Raw genomic sequence first — 15,963 nt, forward strand, 5'->3', positions numbered from 1 at the left:
TACCTACCATGTCGCAGATCCGATGCAGGCAATGGTTGTCCGGGAACCCGTCGGGGTATGCGGCCTTATCGTGCCATGGAATTATCCGCTTTTAATGAGCGTCTGGAAAATCGCGCCGGCACTGGCAGCCGGAACTACGATCGTTTTTAAACCGTCCGAGGTGACGCCGGTGACAGCCATGAAGCTCTTTGAAATCTTTGAAGAAATCGGCTTGCCGAAAGGTGTCGCCAATATGGTCATGGGCGCGGGGCCGGTAGTAGGCGAGGAGATCGTCACCCATCCGGAAGTGGATATGATTTCCTTTACCGGCGGCACGAAAACCGGGAAACATCTGATGCGGCAGGCGGCCGATACGTTGAAAAAAGTTTCCCTTGAACTCGGCGGGAAATCTCCGAATATTATTTTTGCCGATGCAGATTTTGAAACGGCCGTTGATTACGCCTTGTACGGCATTTTCAGCGGGGCCGGCCAGGTATGTTCCGCCGGCTCGAGAATCCTTGTTGAAGAAAGCTTGTACGAAAGATTTGTCTCCCATTTTGTGGAAAGAGCCGCCAAAATTAAAGTCGGGCCGGGGGATGATCCGGATACGGAAATGGGCCCGCTTGTCAGCGAAGAACATATGAAAAAAGTGCTTTCTTATATTGAAATCGGCAAGCAGGAAGGCGCCACCTTAGCGCTTGGCGGCAACCGCCTATTGGAAAACGGGCTGGATAAAGGGTATTTTGTCGGGCCGGCCGTGTTTGTGGATGTTAAACAAAACATGCGGATTGTCCAGGAGGAAATTTTCGGCCCTGTCGTTGTTATTCAAAAATTCAAGGATGAGGCGGAAGCTGTAAAATTGGCCAATGACACGGTATACGGGCTGGCCGGTGCGGTTTTCTCCAATGACGGGGCCAAGGCGTTAAGGGTCATTAAAAAGATCCGGTCCGGCATTACGTGGATCAATTCCTATCATCCTACTTATAACGAAGCGCCGTGGGGCGGCTATAAGCAAAGCGGAATCGGGCGCAGCCTCGGCACATTCGGGCTCGAAGAATTTCAGGAAATCAAACAAATCAACATCAATTTACAAGTGGAACCAACCGGCTGGTTTTCACATGAAAAATAAGGAGAGATCATAAATGGGGATAGATATCAAACAAGAGAAGAAAAACAGCGAAGAACAAGCGGTACTCGGTTATATTCATAAAGTGCTGAATTTAATTGAAAAACAGGAAGTCACGCAGGAAGAAGCGGAATGGATTACGAAGGAAACGGTGGACGGATTCCGCGAATATGTGAATCCGGGCTTTCTGGAATACCGGAAAACCGTGACGGAAGGCGGCCAGTTTGCGGCAGTCGAATGGTCCGACAGCGGCGCCTGTTTTAAAGATGTAAACGGCAAAGAATATATCGACTGTCTGGGCGGTTTCGGAATCTACAATGTCGGGCACCGTAATCCGAAAGTCGTAAAAGCTGTGACCGACCAGCTGAAACGCCAGGCGCTCCACAGCCAGGATTTGCTTGACCCGCTTCGGGCCATGCTTGCAAAAATATTGGCGGATATCACGCCCGGCGATTTAAAATATGCGTTTTTCACAAACAGCGGAACGGAAAGCGTGGAAGCGGCATTGAAACTCGCAAAAATGTACAGCGACCGGACAACCATCATTTCGACTACCCGTGCTTTTCATGGGAAAAGCCTCGGTTCATTGTCCGGGACGGCGAAAGGCATGTTCCGCAAACCATTCCTTCCGCTTGTTCCGGGCTTCCGCCATATCCCGTACGGCGACATTGACATGATGCGAAAAACGTTTGAAACATGCGCCCTTGTCGGAGAAGATGTTGCAGCCGTCATGCTGGAGCCGATCCAAGGGGAAGGCGGCATTATTCTCCCGCCGGAGGGCTACTTGCAACAAGTCCGTGAACTTTGCGATGCGTTTGGCGCGCTGCTCATTTTTGATGAAGTGCAGACCGGCATGGGCCGTACCGGAAAAATGTTCGCGGCGGAACTTTACGGCGTCGTCCCGGATATTCTCTGTCTCGCGAAAGCTTTTGGCGGCGGTGTGATGCCTGCCGGCGCGGTGGTCGCGAAAGAAGAAGTGTTCAAAAGCTGGTTCCCGAATCCGTTCATGCATACTACCACTTTCGGCGGAAATCCGCTTGCCTGTGCTGCGGCAATTGCAACGATCGGTGTCCTCATCGAGGAAAAGCTGCCGGAACGCGCAGCTGTTGCCGGGGATTATTTCCTGAACGGCTTAAAAGAGGCGGCAAAAGGCCACGAAGACATTGTCCAGGAAGTCCGCGGGAAAGGGTTAATGATCGGGATAGAATTCCATTCGGATGAACTCGGTTATGAAGTGGCAAAAGGCATGTTTGACGGGGGCGTGCTTGTCGCAGGCACATTGATTAATTCGAAAACTTTGCGCTTTGAACCGGCACTTACAATCAGCTATGAAGAAATCGACCAGGTTATCCGTACGTTCAAACACGTTTTATCGCAAGTGAAGGCATAAAATGTAAAACGGAAGAGAAACGCAAAAAGCCTCTGCCTGAAACAGGAAGGGGCTTTTTGCGCCGGGCACGAAGGTAACGGCTTCTTTTTTCCCGGTAAAGCGCACAGCCCGGTGTTTTGCCAATGTGACACCGGCACAAACCGCGAATGAATCCGCGTTAAATGGTTAAACAAACGGCTTTTGAAGTCCGGATGTTCCGGGAATCGTGAAAAACTTGACACATACCGGGAACGGGGGTTTGTTGTAATAGGAGAAAAAACCATTTATACTGGTTATACGCATGATTTTTATATGGTTGCCGCAAATTGAGCGCGGCATGGTGCAAACAGAAAGGGGATTGCCATGAACGAGAAACAACGTTTGGAACAGCAGCAAGTGAACCCTGTAGAGCCTGCGGACAAAAAATCCGAAAAGGACTACAGCAAATATTTCCAATCGGTTTATATTCCGCCGAATTTAAAAGAAGCAAGAAAACGGAGCCGGAAACCAGTCCAGTATTTTAAAGACTTCGAAATCGATGAAGACTTAAAAGGCATGGGCGACGGATTGAAATTTTACATCCGGACTTACGGCTGCCAAATGAACGAACATGACACGGAAGTGATGGCCGGCATTTTTATGCAGCTTGGTTACACACCGACCGAAACGGTGGAAGATGCGGATGTGGTTCTGCTAAATACATGCGCCATCCGTGAAAATGCCGAAAATAAAGTGTTTGGCGAAATCGGCCACCTGAAACCGTTGAAAACGGAAAAACCGGACATGCTGATCGGGGTTTGCGGCTGTATGTCGCAGGAAGAATCCGTCGTCAATAAAATTTTGCAAAAACACCCGCATGTCGATATGGTTTTCGGCACCCACAACATTCACCGCCTGCCGCATATTTTAAAAGAAGCGTATATGTCCAAGGCAATGGTTGTGGAAGTATGGTCCAAAGAAGGCGACGTGATCGAAAGCCTGCCGAAAGTGCGCAAAGGCAACATCAAGGCATGGGTAAACATCATGTACGGATGCGATAAGTTCTGCACGTATTGTATCGTGCCGTATACGCGCGGAAAAGAGCGGTCAAGGCGTCCGGAAGACATCATCCAGGAAGTGCGTGAACTGGCAGCCAAAGGCTACAAGGAAATCACGCTGCTCGGCCAGAACGTCAATGCCTACGGAAAAGATTTTGATGACCTTGAATACGGACTTGGCGATTTGATGGATGATCTGCGCAAAATCAACATCCCGCGCATCCGCTTTACCACGAGCCATCCGCGCGATTTCGACGACCGTCTGATCGAAGTGCTGGCGAAAAAAGGAAACCTTGTCGAGCATATCCATCTTCCTGTCCAGTCTGGTTCAAGCGAAATTTTAAAAATTATGGGCCGCAAATATACGCGGGAACAATATTTGGAACTCGTCAGAAAAATCAAAGCCGCGATTCCGAATGTGGCGCTGTCTACCGATATTATTGTCGGTTTCCCAAACGAAACCGAAGAGCAGTTTGAAGAAACCTTGTCCCTGTATAAAGAAGTCGGGTTCGAAACGGCCTATACGTTTATTTATTCCCCGCGCGAAGGCACGCCGGCAGCCAGAATGAAAGATAATATCCCGATGGAAGTGAAAAAGGAAAGGCTGCAGCGCCTGAATGAACTCGTCAATGCCTATTCAAAAGCGGCCATGGAAAAATACGAAGGCCAGGTTGTGGAAGTGCTTGTAGAAGGCGAAAGCAAAAACAATCCGGAAATTTTAGCCGGTTACACACGCAAAAACAAACTCGTCAACTTCAAGGGGCCGAAATCAGCAATTGGAAAACTTGTGCAGGTAAAAATTACGAAGGCGAAAACATGGTCACTGGACGGGGAAATGGTGGCCGTGCCTGATCCGGCCGGGGTGGAAGCGTGATGCAGAAGTTTACAAAAGATGATATCGTCGCAAAAGCTGCCGAACTTGCGAAAATGATTGCGGAAACGGAAGAGGTCGATTTTTTTAAGCGGGCGGAAGCGCAAATCAATGAAAATGAGAGAGTCCGCAATTTAATTGCCAATATTAAAGCTTTGCAAAAGCAGGCTGTCAACTTGCAGCATTATGGAAAAAAAGAAGCATTAAAACAAGTAGAAGCCAAAATAGATAAACTGGAGGAAGAACTGGACGGCATCCCGGTCGTTCAGGAATTCAAGCAGTCACAGGTGGACGTAAACGACCTGCTCCAGATTGTCACAAATACCATTTCCAATACGGTCACGGATGAAATCATCAAATCGACCGGCGGCGATCTTTTAAAAGGCCAAACCGGATCCCAGGTGAAATATTCTTCCGGCACCCTCCACTGAAAAAAACGGTGTGCATCTGTGCACACCGTTTTTTTGGTGCGCAGCACAAGGCAAATCCATTGTACGGGCACCCTCCTATTGTCGCGGCATATGTTAGGATTACCCGGAGGTGGCGAGAAAAAGAATTGGCACACCGGCCTGGGTAAAAGCATAGGATGAATTGAAAATAGATGAGGAGGGTTCGCTCGAATGGCAGAATATAGAGAAATCATTACAAAAGCAGTCGTTGCGAAAGGGCGCAAATTTACGCAGTCCAATCATACGATTTGCCCGCCGCAGCATCCTTCGAGCATTTTAGGCTGCTGGATTATCAACCATAAGTACGAAGCCAGGAAAATAGATAAAGAAGTTAAAATCCGCGGCTCTTATGATGTGAACATCTGGTATTCCCATAATGACAATACGAAGACATCGGTCATGACGGAAAAAGTCGAGTATACCGATACCGTTAAATTGCATTACAGGGATCCGGATTGCCTGGACGACAAAGAAGTCATCGCAAGCGTCCTGCAGCAGCCGAATTGCATTGAAGCGGTCATTTCGCCAAACGGCAATAAAATCATTGTCAGTGTTGAAAGAGAGTTTCTCGTGGAAGTCATCGGAGAAACAAAGGTTTGTGTTGCCATCTCGCCTGAAGGATGCAGCGATGACGATGAATGGGAAGAAGAAAGCAGCGACGAGTTTGAAGAATTAAACCCTGACTTTTTAGTGGGAAGTGAAGAAGAATAGAAGCCACAAACTAGGAGACATGCACTCCTAGTTTTTTTCTGGGCATCCGGCGGTAAAAGCGCGGCCATTTGCCCCACCAAAACGCATGCTTAGAATGCACGCGAAATCCTGTAATGGGTTTTGACACAGGCAGAAAAAACCTGGCATCCCTGGAGGAGACATTGAAAATCAACAGACAAGGCCCGGCTTTGTAAAATGATCCGTATTTCAATTTATGAAGGCCTTCATGCAAATATGTTATAATAAACAGGATTGAAGAATGATTGAAAAGCAGGAAAGGAATTTGGTAAGAATGGCTGCGTATACCCCAATGATCCAGCAATATTTGCAAGTGAAGGCGGAATATCAGGATGCCTTTTTATTTTTCCGTCTCGGCGATTTTTATGAAATGTTCTTCGAAGATGCCATTAAAGCGTCCCAGGAACTGGAAATTACATTAACGAGCAGGGACGGCGGCGGCGACGAGAAAATCCCGATGTGCGGGGTACCGTACCATTCCGCCAGCACTTATATTGAACAGCTGATTGATAAAGGCTATAAAGTGGCGATATGTGAACAGATGGAAGACCCGAAACTGGCAAAGGGTGTTGTCAAGCGGGAAGTCATCCAGCTGATTACCCCTGGCACCTTGATGGAGGGCAAATCGCTCGCGGAAAAAGAAAACCACTATATTGCGTCTGTTGCATCCCCGGCGGACGGGAATTTCGCGATTGCCTATATAGATTTGTCAACAGGGGAGGGCAGGGCTTGTCTTTTGGAAGGCCCGTTTGAAGAAGTACTGAACGAACTGGCGTCGATCGGCGCAAAAGAAGCTGTGGTAGATCCGGAATTTCCGGATGAATACGCGCGGCTAATGAAAAATACAGGAAATATCACCATTTCGTTTGAAACGGATACGGCTGTAAAGGAAGGCTTTGAAAGGCTTCTGCCCCAGTTGGAACCGGAGCTTTTGCGGCTGGCTGCAGCAAGACTGTTAAACTATTTATTCCGCACGCAGAAAAGGAGCCTCGATCATCTGCAGCCGGTTGAAATGTATGAAGTCCGCCGGTTTTTAAATATTGATTATTACTCCAAGCGTAATCTCGAACTGACTGAGACGATCCGCGGGCAAGGCAAAAAAGGATCGCTTTTATGGCTGCTCGATGAAACGATGACAGCCATGGGCGGCAGGCTTTTAAAACAGTGGATCGGCCGGCCGCTGCTTAAGCAGGAAAAAATAGAAGCACGGCTTCAAATGGTGGAAACCTTTTTAAACCATTACTTTGAGCGGGAGGATATCCGCGAGCGCCTGAAGGAAGTATACGACCTGGAAAGGCTTGCCGGCCGGGTGGCATTTGGCAATGTGAATGCACGTGACCTCATCCAGCTGAAATGCTCGCTACAGCAAATTCCGGGTATCCGGGCGGTCATGGAAAGCTTGGAAAGCCCGGAAAGCAAAAAATTGGCGGCGCTTCTTGACCCGTGTGAAGAACTGACAGATTTGCTCGAACGCGCGATTGAGGACAATCCCCCGGTTTCCGTGAAGGAAGGCGGGATGATCCGCGACGGCTATAACGAAGAGCTGGACCGCTACCGCGACGCGAGCAAAAACGGCAAGCAGTGGATTGCAAGCCTCGAACGCGACGAGCGCGAGCGGACCGGAATCAAGTCGCTGAAAGTCGGATACAACCGCGTGTTCGGCTACTATATTGAAGTGACGAAGGCGAACCTCCACCTGCTCGAAGAAGGCCGGTATGAACGGAAACAGACGTTGGCGAACGCCGAGCGGTTCATCACACCGGAATTGAAAGAAAAAGAAGCGCTTATTTTACAGGCGGAAGAAAGAATGATCGATCTAGAATACGAGCTGTTTACGGAAATCCGGGCACATGTAAAAGAATTTATTCCCAGGCTGCAGCGCCTCGCAAAAGCGGTCAGCACGATTGATGTGCTGCAAAGCTTTGCCGTCGTAAGCGAAAAACGCCACTACACAAAGCCGGTATTCCGGGAAGACGGCGTGCTGAAGATTACGGAAGGGCGCCATCCGGTCGTGGAAAAAGTGCTCGATTCGCAAAGCTATGTGCCAAACGACTGCCTGATGGATGAAAACCGAGAGATTCTGCTGATTACCGGGCCGAACATGTCCGGGAAAAGCACGTATATGCGGCAAATTGCGCTGACGGTAATCCTTGCGCAAATCGGCTGCTTTGTGCCGGCACGCGAGGCGGAGCTGCCGGTTTTTGACAGGATTTTTACACGGATTGGCGCAGCCGATGATCTCATTTCCGGCCAGAGTACGTTCATGGTCGAAATGCTTGAAGCGAAAAACGCGATTGCAAACGCAACGGAACGAAGCCTGATTTTATTTGATGAAATCGGGCGCGGAACGTCTACATATGACGGGATGGCACTCGCCCAGGCGATGATCGAATACATCCATGATGAAATCGGGGCCAAAACGCTTTTTTCCACCCATTATCATGAGCTGACGGCGCTTTCTGCTGAACTGGGCAAGCTGCAAAACGTCCATGTCAGCGCCATGGAGCAAAACGGCAAAGTGGTTTTCCTCCATAAAATCAAAGAAGGCCCTGCAGATAAAAGTTACGGGATCCATGTGGCAAAGCTGGCCGGCCTGCCGGAACAAGTGATTCGCCGCGCCGAAAAAATTCTCCATGCGCTTGAAAACCAGGATAACGGCGAAACGCAGATGAACCCCCCGGAGGCGGCTACTGCCACAGAGCCCGCGCAACTGTCCTTTTTTGAAGAGCCGGAAACGCCGCGTCAGAAAACGGTTGAAGCAAAGGAAAGAAAGGTGCTCAAGCAAATTAGGGAACTCGATTTGCTCGAGATGACGCCGCTTGCGGCCATGAATGCACTCTATGAGATTCAGAAAAAATTAAAAAAATAGGTGGTGTTGTCCGCGATGGGAAAAATTGCACAACTGGACGAGTTGCTTTCTAACAGGATTGCAGCCGGTGAAGTGGTCGAACGGCCGGCATCTGTCGTGAAGGAACTGGCTGAAAATGCCATCGACGCGGAAAGCACAGTTATCGAAATTGATGTCTGGGAAGCCGGTATGGAAAAAATCCGTATGATTGATAATGGAACCGGCATCGAGCCTGACGATGTTGAGCTTGCTTTCTCACGCCACGCCACAAGCAAAATCAAAAACGAACATGATCTGTTCCGGATTCGTTCGCTCGGTTTTCGCGGCGAAGCGCTCCCGAGCATTGCTGCTGTTTCCCGTGTTGAAATCGTCACCTCAACCGGAAACGGGCCCGGGACAAAAGCGGTCATTGAAGGCGGGAAATGGGTGGCCCGCGAACAGGCGCCGAGCCGGAGAGGAACGGAAATTACGGTCACCGATTTATTTTTTAACACGCCTGCGCGGTTAAAGTATATGAAGTCGATCCATACCGAGCTCGGCAATATTACCGATGTGGTGAACCGCCTCGCGCTCAGCCACCCCGAGGTGTCTTTCCGCCTCCGCCACGGCGGAAAGATGCTGCTTCAGACAAGCGGGAACGGCGATGTGCGTCAGGTGCTTGCCGCCATTTACGGCGTGAACATTGCCAAAAAAATGATTCCGGTACAAAGTCAAACACTTGATTTTGAAATCAACGGGTTTATCGCTTTGCCGGAAATTACGCGGGCTTCACGCAATTATATTTCCACGATGGTAAACGGCCGGTTTATCAAAAATTATGCGCTTGTAAAGGCCATATTAGAAGGTTATCATACACTGCTCCCGATCGGCCGCTACCCGATTGTGTTGATGTCGCTAAAAATGGATCCGGTTTTAGTCGATGCGAATGTTCACCCGGCCAAGCTTGAAGTGCGGTTCAGCAAAGAAAAGGAGCTGTGCCGGGCGATTACGGGCGCGATTAAAGCTGCTTTCAAAAAGCAGGAATTGATTCCGTCCGGCATGGTGCGGCAAGCAGAAAAACCAAAACAGGAACAGGTGTCGTTCCAGCTTGACCATTTGCCGGGAAAAACGGAACCGGAAACTCCGAAAGCTTTCTCCGCGCCTGTTGCGCCGCACCCATCGCCCCGGCCGGAGGAAACGGAAATGGGGCAGCACGATAAAAGCCCGGATGCAGAACCCCATCTCAGCGTGGAACAGCCGGCCGCAGATTTCCCGGCATTTTCAGGGGAAAATCTGGATTCTGTTTTTCCAGATGAAATCCATGAACCGGCGCGCGATGGATTTGATGTTGAAGAGGCAAGAGGGCAGGACGCGGCACAGCAGCCGGCATCCCGCATCCCGCCGATGTATCCGATCGGCCAGATGCACGGCACGTATATTTTTGCCCAAAATGAAAACGGCTTGTATATCATTGATCAGCACGCCGCCCAGGAGCGGGTCAAGTATGAATTTTTCCGCGAAAAAGTCGGCGAAGTGAAAAAAGAAGTGCAGGAAATGCTTGTGCCGCTGACTTTAGAATACGCAACGGACGAAGCCATTAAAATTCAGGAGAACCTCGATGCGCTGAAAGAGGTCGGCGTTTTCCTTGAACCATTCGGGCACAACAGCTTCATTGTCCGTTCCCATCCGACATGGTTTCCGAAAAATGAGGAAAAAGAGGTCATTGAGGAAATGATCGAGCATGTCCTTTCTATAAACAAAGTCGATATTAAAAAATTGCGTGAAAAAGCGGCGATTATGATGAGCTGCAGAGGGTCCATCAAGGCGAACCGGCATTTGCGCAATGACGAAATCCAGGCACTGCTCGATGCGCTCCGAATGGCATCCGACCCGTTTACATGCCCGCACGGCCGTCCAATCATCATCCATTATTCGGTGTACGAACTCGAAAAAATGTTTAAACGGGTCATGTAACTCCCGGATCGCGAAACCCCTTGATGATCAAGGGGTTTCAATCTTTTTAACGGGTGTTTGACCACAATTTGACCACATTTCAAACATGTTTGAGATCGTTGTATTGTTCAACCTTTTACTAGCGTATCGATACCATCTTCCACTAAAGGCCCATCAGCCCGTTAACGATAAGTGCTTTGGGTGAAATATGGGAGTTGGTACAGTTTTTGTTCTGGTTCTTTTTGGTTTTTGTCATTCATTGTGATTCTAAGAAAAAGCCTAGGGGGCCTTTACTATCTTTCACAAGCGATATTATCATGGTCCCTGTCTTTTTCTTTATTGTTGTCATACAAGGCTTTTGAAACGTATGGCTTATAATGCGTTTTTCCACCTTTGTTTTTTGCGCTTTTACTTCTTGCAACACCGCCTTTGTAATCTTTATTCAAGGCTTTACAGTTGGCATAAATCTTTGTTTTTGCCGCATCAACATCATGAGAAGTAGCAAATGATACCCCGAAAATTAGGCCGGAAGCCACTGCAACTGAAATGATTTTTCTCACTATAATTCTCCTCCAAGTTCACTTAAATGATTTTATATAGTCACAAATGAAAAGGATGTTATAACTTCCATATATACCTAATTCTTGTAGTGGACGGAACAACTTCGGTATGAGCAATTGGACACCATCGTGTTAAAGAATATAGAATACATATCTATCAAGTAGACTGAGGTTTCGATGCATTCATCCGATTTTCATCTGCAAATGACTTTACAGACGGGCAATTTCCTTGACCTATCCGATTTGGTCATTGATTTTTACTTTGCTTCATCATATTAATTTCGAGTTCTGCGTCTGCAACTTTTCTATTTACAAAAATGACACCATTCCGAAGATCTTTGATTTCCTCTTTGACGCCTGCAATCTCACCGTGGAGATGGTGGACATCCATTGATAGGGCATCAATTTTTGTTGCAGTTGTTTCTTCTGAACGGTCGCGTATGGCTCTGACAATTTGTCCCAGTTCTTTTTGGCCTGATCCCATAACTTCCAATCTTTGTTTCATTTCTTTTTGACCCGATTCTAGGACTTCAAACTTATTGTTCAGCTCTTTTTGGCCCGATTCCAAGACTTCAAACTTATTGTTCAGTTCTTTTTGGCCGGATTCTAAGGCTTCAAACTTTTGGTTCAGCTCTTTTTGACCCGATTCCAGTGAGCTTAGCTTCTTAAGGATAAGTTCCAGCTTCTGATCCATTATCAATCTCCTTTCAAATGGTTTTGATGAGCTTCTTCTTCGGGGTGAATTTCTATCACCATCCATTATATATTGCATTTTTAATCCAATCCATAGGAATTCATCTCTGACCTGAAAATATGCGCCGGCTGATTCTCATCTTCCGCTGGTGCCGCATTCGATGCGGTATGACATCTCATTTGTTTTGCAAGGCGCAGATTGCTTTCAATCACGGGCCGTACAAGTCCTTTTGTTTCCTCGTCGATTGCAAGCGCCACGCCGGAGGCCACTTTTCCAGGATGCAACGGCTGACGGGCCACCATCACGACGACGTGCAGAAAAGCAGCGACTGGTCTTTGTTTTAAGGTATTGGGCGGATGGAAGGAATTAATCATGGAAAGAGCCGTCTTTGCTTTGTGCGAGCATTACCAGCTGGTATTCATAAATCAGTTTGTCCAATAATTGGCTTTGGCGGATTGTTTCCGGGTGGTTCATGCCGTTTTGTTTGGCACACTGCATCAATTGTTCGCGGAGGATGAAAATATTGCGGGACAGATGGGCAGAGGCAAGTATGAGATACTGATTCGTTTTTTCCATGCAAACATCCCTTTCGGAGAAAAATAAGAAGATTAGAAAAACAGTTTTGAAGAAAAGGCAGCATGAGCGTGTTTTGGAGGCGGTTGTGCTTAAGATGGTTTTTTTGCGGAGCTGGCAGGCATATCGTTTGAATCAGGGTCAATGGCATGCCTGAGCAAAACGATATCTTCATATATGCTTTTTTTCACAGCCTCATACGGGCATTTGTGGTATTCATCTAAAAGCCGCCCTAATTCAATGATGAAAATGATGCGTTCGTCATTTTTAACCATACGAAAAAACCTGCCTTACATAGATCATAATGATTATCCTTATTATATAGTATAAATGGACCGGATGTGAAGCAGGACTTTAGCCCTATACACACTTTTTTAAATATTTTTTCGTAAGTGAATTTTCAAGGATGAATAAAATCCCGAAAAAAGGGAAACTGTATAGATGTTCTGTTTGCTGTTTTATGGTACGATAGAGACGGAAAAATCCGGGGATTTAAAGAATGCTGCAATCTCCGGCATAAAAGGTAGGGTACGAATGGCAAAACAAAAACTGATCGTACTGATCGGCCCGACAGCATCAGGAAAAACGGCACTTAGCATCCGCCTCGCGAAAAAATTCAATGCTGAAATCATCAGCGGCGATTCGATGCAAGTATACAGAGGCATGGATATCGGTACAGCAAAAATTACGCAGGCTGAAATGGAAGGGATTCCCCATCACCTGATCGACATTAAAAATCCGGATGAGTCTTTTTCGGTTGCTGAATTCCAGCAACTGGTACGGGAAAAAATAAGCGATATTGCTTCCCGCGGCAAGTTGCCCATGATCGTCGGCGGCACAGGGCTTTACATACAATCTGTCTTATACGATTACCGTTTTTCGGACATTGCCGGAGATCCGGCATACCGCGCGGAACTTGAAAAGATTGCAAGGCGGGAAGGGCCCGGCCTGCTTTATAAATTACTGGAAAAAACCGATCCGGAAAGTGCCGCAAAGATTCATCCACATAATGTCAGAAGGGTGATCCGGGCGTTGGAAGTATGCCATTTTTCCGGTAGGACGATGCAAGACTACAAGAAACAGCAACAGGATGAACCGCTTTATTGTGCGGCGCTCATTGGGCTTGTGATGGAGAGGGAGAAGCTGTATCAACGCATTAACGAACGGGTCGATCAAATGATGGAACGCGGTTTAATCGAGGAAGTGAGAAAGTTGTATGACAAAAATTTGCGCGGTGTCCAGTCCATCCAGGCGATCGGCTACAAAGAGCTTTACGATTACTTTGACGGGCGCATGACCCTTGACGAGGCTGTTTCCCGCTTAAAACAAAATACAAGGCGTTTTGCCAAAAGACAGCTTACCTGGTTCCGCAATAAGATGGAAATTGAGTGGTTTGACATGACAAAAGAGGAAGAAAAGGAAAAAAAATTTGAAGAAATTTCCGCTTTCATAGCAGGAAAGCTACAATTAAAATCGAATAGTTTATAATATAGAGTATAGCCAGGAACACGCGTGACTTCAGTCATGAGATGCTCCGGGCACCGAACCGCAGAAACTGCGGGGGCTGCCTGCTAAAATCACCGGAGATCCACCGGCGTTTGCAGGAATCTCGCGGCTTTAGTCATGAGTAGGTTAAAATAGAGAGAAAGAGGAGGATTCGCAATGAACAAAGCCATCAATATTCAGGACCAGTACTTAAACCAATTGCGGAAAGACGGTACGGTTGTCACAGTCTTTTTGATGAACGGCTTTCAGCTTCGCGGCCAGGTAAAAGGCTTTGATAACTTCACCGTGCTGATTGAAACAGACGGCAAACAGCAACTCGTTTTCAAACATGCGATTTCAACGTTCCAGCCGCAAAAAAATGTTCAAATCAATTTCGAGGAAAATTAAAACAAAATGTCCGGCAGCTTGCCGGGCATTTTAAATATGTGTACTGTTATCCGCTTCTGAAACATAAACTGATACAGATCATTATTTCTCGGGAAAGCGCAAAAACCGACAATTTCCCCCGCCATTTTGGATGGTGCTGATTTTCGACCGGTGCGGATTTGAAAAACAACCGGTTTTCTTATGCCGGACAACAAGTTTTTGTACGTGGGCATTTGTCACACTCCCGGCCCAATCCGCGTATATTGTCTGTAGAATGCGAGGTGGCGGTGATGGATCAACCGATTCGTATGAAAAATAACGGCCAGATCAATATTGTCCTCCATGCGGGCCAAAGGGAGGCCGTTATTCCCCAGCCGAAAATAGAAACCGGCAAAAAAGATTTATCAGCAGAACATGAAATTTTAAAAGAAATTGAAGATGAACTTGGCACGCTCGTCGGAATGGAAGAAATCAAAAAAATGGTTAAAGAAGTTTATGCCTGGATCTATATTAACAAGAAAAGGGAAGCCGCCGGGTTAAAAACGGGAAAGCAGGCCCTTCATATGATGTTTAAAGGCAATCCCGGAACCGGCAAAACAACTGTCGCCCGATTGATCGGGAAATTGTTCCATAAAATGAATGTATTGTCAAAAGGCCACTTGATTGAAGCGGAAAGGGCCGATCTGGTTGGCGAATACATCGGCCATACGGCGCAAAAGACAAGAGATTTGATTAAAAAAGCGATCGGCGGCATTTTATTTATTGATGAAGCGTACTCTCTCGGCCGCGGCGGCGAGAAAGATTTCGGGAAAGAAGCAATCGATACGCTTGTAAAGCATATGGAAGACAAACAACACGAATTTATTTTAATTTTGGCCGGCTATTCAAACGAAATGGATTATTTCCTGAGCCTGAATCCGGGACTGCATTCCCGGTTTCCGATCGTGTTCAACTTTCCTGATTACTCGGTAGAGGAACTCATGGATATCGGGAAAAGGATGCTGACGGAAAAAGAGTATACGCTCAGTTTGGATGCAGAACGGAAGCTTCGCGATCATCTGGCTTTTGTCAAAACAACGAGCACCCCTGCCAGTTTTTCAAACGGCCGGTATGTGCGGAATGTAATTGAAAAATCAGTGCGCGCCCAGGCCATGCGGCTGTTAATGCAGGCTTGCTATGACCGCCATGAGCTGGTCACGCTGCGCAGCAGTGACCTTGTTTTTCCGGACTGACGCCTGCATCCTATGCGGTTTTCCGCAGGCGCTTATTTTCCATCGGGAAGCTTAAGCCGGCTTTTTCGGCCAGATGTTTCGCACGGAAAATAAGCAGCCCGGGAAGACATTTTCAAGAAAGGTAAGCCCGGGCATAACAGCGCCCGGCCTTTTTTAATGCGGCGGTAAAAAAGCGATATCGCATGAAGCCATGCCCTGTTTCCCAAAAAAAGCGCCTCGACATGTTATACTTGTGCGTTTTTTGGTAAGATAACAGGTATACTGGACGGAACAGGTGATGAAATGGAAAATAAAAAAGAAAGAGCGATTCTTGTCGGATGCGAATGGAGCGGCATCAGCCACAGCCGTTTTGCCTATTCAATGGAGGAGCTGGAGCGGCTTGTCGAAACGGCGCAGGGGGAAGCGGTGCTTGAAGTCGTACAAAAACGGGACAGGGTAGATGCTGCTACGTATATCGGAAAAGGCAAGGTAGCGGAACTAAAGGCGCTTGTTTCAGAACTGCAAGCTGATCTGATTGTTTTTAACGCGGAACTTTCGCCGAGCCAGCTCCGCAATCTCCAGGCCGCGGTGGATTGCCGCGTGCTGGACAGGACACAGCTCATCCTTGATATTTTTGCGACGCGTGCCCGCTCAAAAGAAGGGAAGCTCCAGGTGGAACTGGCGCAGCTTGAGTATTTGCTGCCGCGTCTTGG

15 protein-coding genes and 1 pseudogene are annotated in these 15,963 nt (G+C 47.6%); 11 read left to right on the plus strand and 5 right to left on the minus strand.

What is annotated here, in order from left to right; genetic code table 11:
* The 7 genes from P9687_RS05450 to mutL all read left to right on the plus strand — a co-directional run.
* On the plus strand, nucleotides 1-1,108 hold a 1,108-nt coding region (locus P9687_RS05450), incomplete at its 5' end, for an aldehyde dehydrogenase family protein (RefSeq protein ID WP_328228876.1).
* Between the two features lie 13 nt (nucleotides 1,109-1,121).
* Nucleotides 1,122-2,495 (plus strand): putrescine aminotransferase, encoded by a 1,374-nt coding sequence (locus P9687_RS05455; protein ID WP_014098493.1) that lies wholly within the window; start codon nucleotides 1,122-1,124, stop codon nucleotides 2,493-2,495.
* Between the two features lie 342 nt (nucleotides 2,496-2,837).
* Entirely contained in the window at nucleotides 2,838-4,385 is a 1,548-nt protein-coding gene (gene miaB / locus P9687_RS05460; protein ID WP_026683679.1) for a tRNA (N6-isopentenyl adenosine(37)-C2)-methylthiotransferase MiaB, read from the plus strand.
* Nucleotides 4,385-4,813 carry a RicAFT regulatory complex protein RicA family protein gene (locus P9687_RS05465; RefSeq protein WP_014098491.1) on the plus strand — a complete coding sequence of 143 codons (429 nt, stop codon included), beginning with the start codon at nucleotides 4,385-4,387 and terminating at the stop codon, nucleotides 4,811-4,813. Before miaB ends, P9687_RS05465 begins: the two co-directional genes overlap by 1 nt.
* Before the next feature lie 189 nt (nucleotides 4,814-5,002).
* Complete coding sequence (locus tag P9687_RS05470) at nucleotides 5,003-5,542, plus strand: outer spore coat protein CotE (protein ID WP_014098490.1); 540 nt, start codon at nucleotides 5,003-5,005, stop codon at nucleotides 5,540-5,542.
* A gap of 259 nt (nucleotides 5,543-5,801) precedes the next feature.
* A complete protein-coding gene (gene mutS / locus P9687_RS05475; protein ID WP_052123270.1) occupies nucleotides 5,802-8,429 on the plus strand; it encodes a DNA mismatch repair protein MutS in 2,628 nt (875 codons plus the stop codon).
* 15 nt (nucleotides 8,430-8,444) lie between these two features.
* Complete coding sequence (gene mutL, locus P9687_RS05480; protein WP_035188518.1) at nucleotides 8,445-10,361, plus strand: DNA mismatch repair endonuclease MutL; 1,917 nt, start codon at nucleotides 8,445-8,447, stop codon at nucleotides 10,359-10,361.
* A gap of 272 nt (nucleotides 10,362-10,633) precedes the next feature.
* Here mutL and P9687_RS05485 read toward each other — a convergent pair whose 3' ends face one another.
* From P9687_RS05485 to P9687_RS05505, 5 genes are all read right to left on the minus strand, one after another.
* Nucleotides 10,634-10,900 carry an excalibur calcium-binding domain-containing protein gene (locus P9687_RS05485; protein ID WP_017551563.1) on the minus strand — a complete coding sequence of 89 codons (267 nt, stop codon included), beginning with the start codon at nucleotides 10,898-10,900 and terminating at the stop codon, nucleotides 10,634-10,636.
* 247 nt (nucleotides 10,901-11,147) lie between these two features.
* The gene (locus P9687_RS05490; RefSeq protein ID WP_014098485.1) at nucleotides 11,148-11,594 is read right to left on the minus strand and encodes a hypothetical protein; all 447 of its coding nucleotides are present in this window, start codon (nucleotides 11,592-11,594) and stop codon (nucleotides 11,148-11,150) included.
* Nucleotides 11,595-11,674: 80 nt separating this feature from the next.
* Complete coding sequence (locus P9687_RS05495) at nucleotides 11,675-11,968, minus strand: hypothetical protein (RefSeq protein WP_035188521.1); 294 nt, start codon at nucleotides 11,966-11,968, stop codon at nucleotides 11,675-11,677.
* The gene (locus P9687_RS05500) at nucleotides 11,961-12,170 is read right to left on the minus strand and encodes an aspartyl-phosphate phosphatase Spo0E family protein (protein ID WP_014098484.1); all 210 of its coding nucleotides are present in this window, start codon (nucleotides 12,168-12,170) and stop codon (nucleotides 11,961-11,963) included. The genes P9687_RS05495 and P9687_RS05500 overlap by 8 nt, the downstream gene beginning before the upstream one ends.
* An 89-nt stretch (nucleotides 12,171-12,259) precedes the next feature.
* Complete coding sequence (locus tag P9687_RS05505; protein ID WP_014098483.1) at nucleotides 12,260-12,442, minus strand: hypothetical protein; 183 nt, start codon at nucleotides 12,440-12,442, stop codon at nucleotides 12,260-12,262.
* Nucleotides 12,443-12,701: 259 nt separating this feature from the next.
* Between P9687_RS05505 and miaA the strand changes: the two genes are divergently transcribed.
* From miaA to P9687_RS05525, 4 genes and pseudogenes are all read left to right on the plus strand, one after another.
* Nucleotides 12,702-13,655: a tRNA (adenosine(37)-N6)-dimethylallyltransferase MiaA gene (miaA, locus tag P9687_RS05510; RefSeq protein WP_026104631.1), complete on the plus strand. Its 954-nt coding sequence runs from the start codon at nucleotides 12,702-12,704 to the stop codon at nucleotides 13,653-13,655.
* 174 nt (nucleotides 13,656-13,829) lie between these two features.
* A complete protein-coding gene (gene hfq / locus P9687_RS05515; protein WP_013859183.1) occupies nucleotides 13,830-14,060 on the plus strand; it encodes an RNA chaperone Hfq in 231 nt (76 codons plus the stop codon).
* A gap of 269 nt (nucleotides 14,061-14,329) precedes the next feature.
* Nucleotides 14,330-15,271, plus strand: a complete 942-nt coding sequence (spoVK, locus tag P9687_RS05520) for a stage V sporulation protein K (protein ID WP_035188524.1) — start codon at nucleotides 14,330-14,332, stop codon at nucleotides 15,269-15,271.
* Between the two features lie 282 nt (nucleotides 15,272-15,553).
* Nucleotides 15,554-15,963, plus strand: a pseudogene (locus tag P9687_RS05525) (GTPase HflX); the annotation flags it as partial.

The sequence above is a fragment of the Weizmannia sp. CD-2023 genome, from assembly GCF_036225245.1.
In the GTDB taxonomy this organism is placed as follows: Bacteria; Bacillota; Bacilli; order Bacillales; family Bacillaceae_C; genus Weizmannia; species Weizmannia faecalis.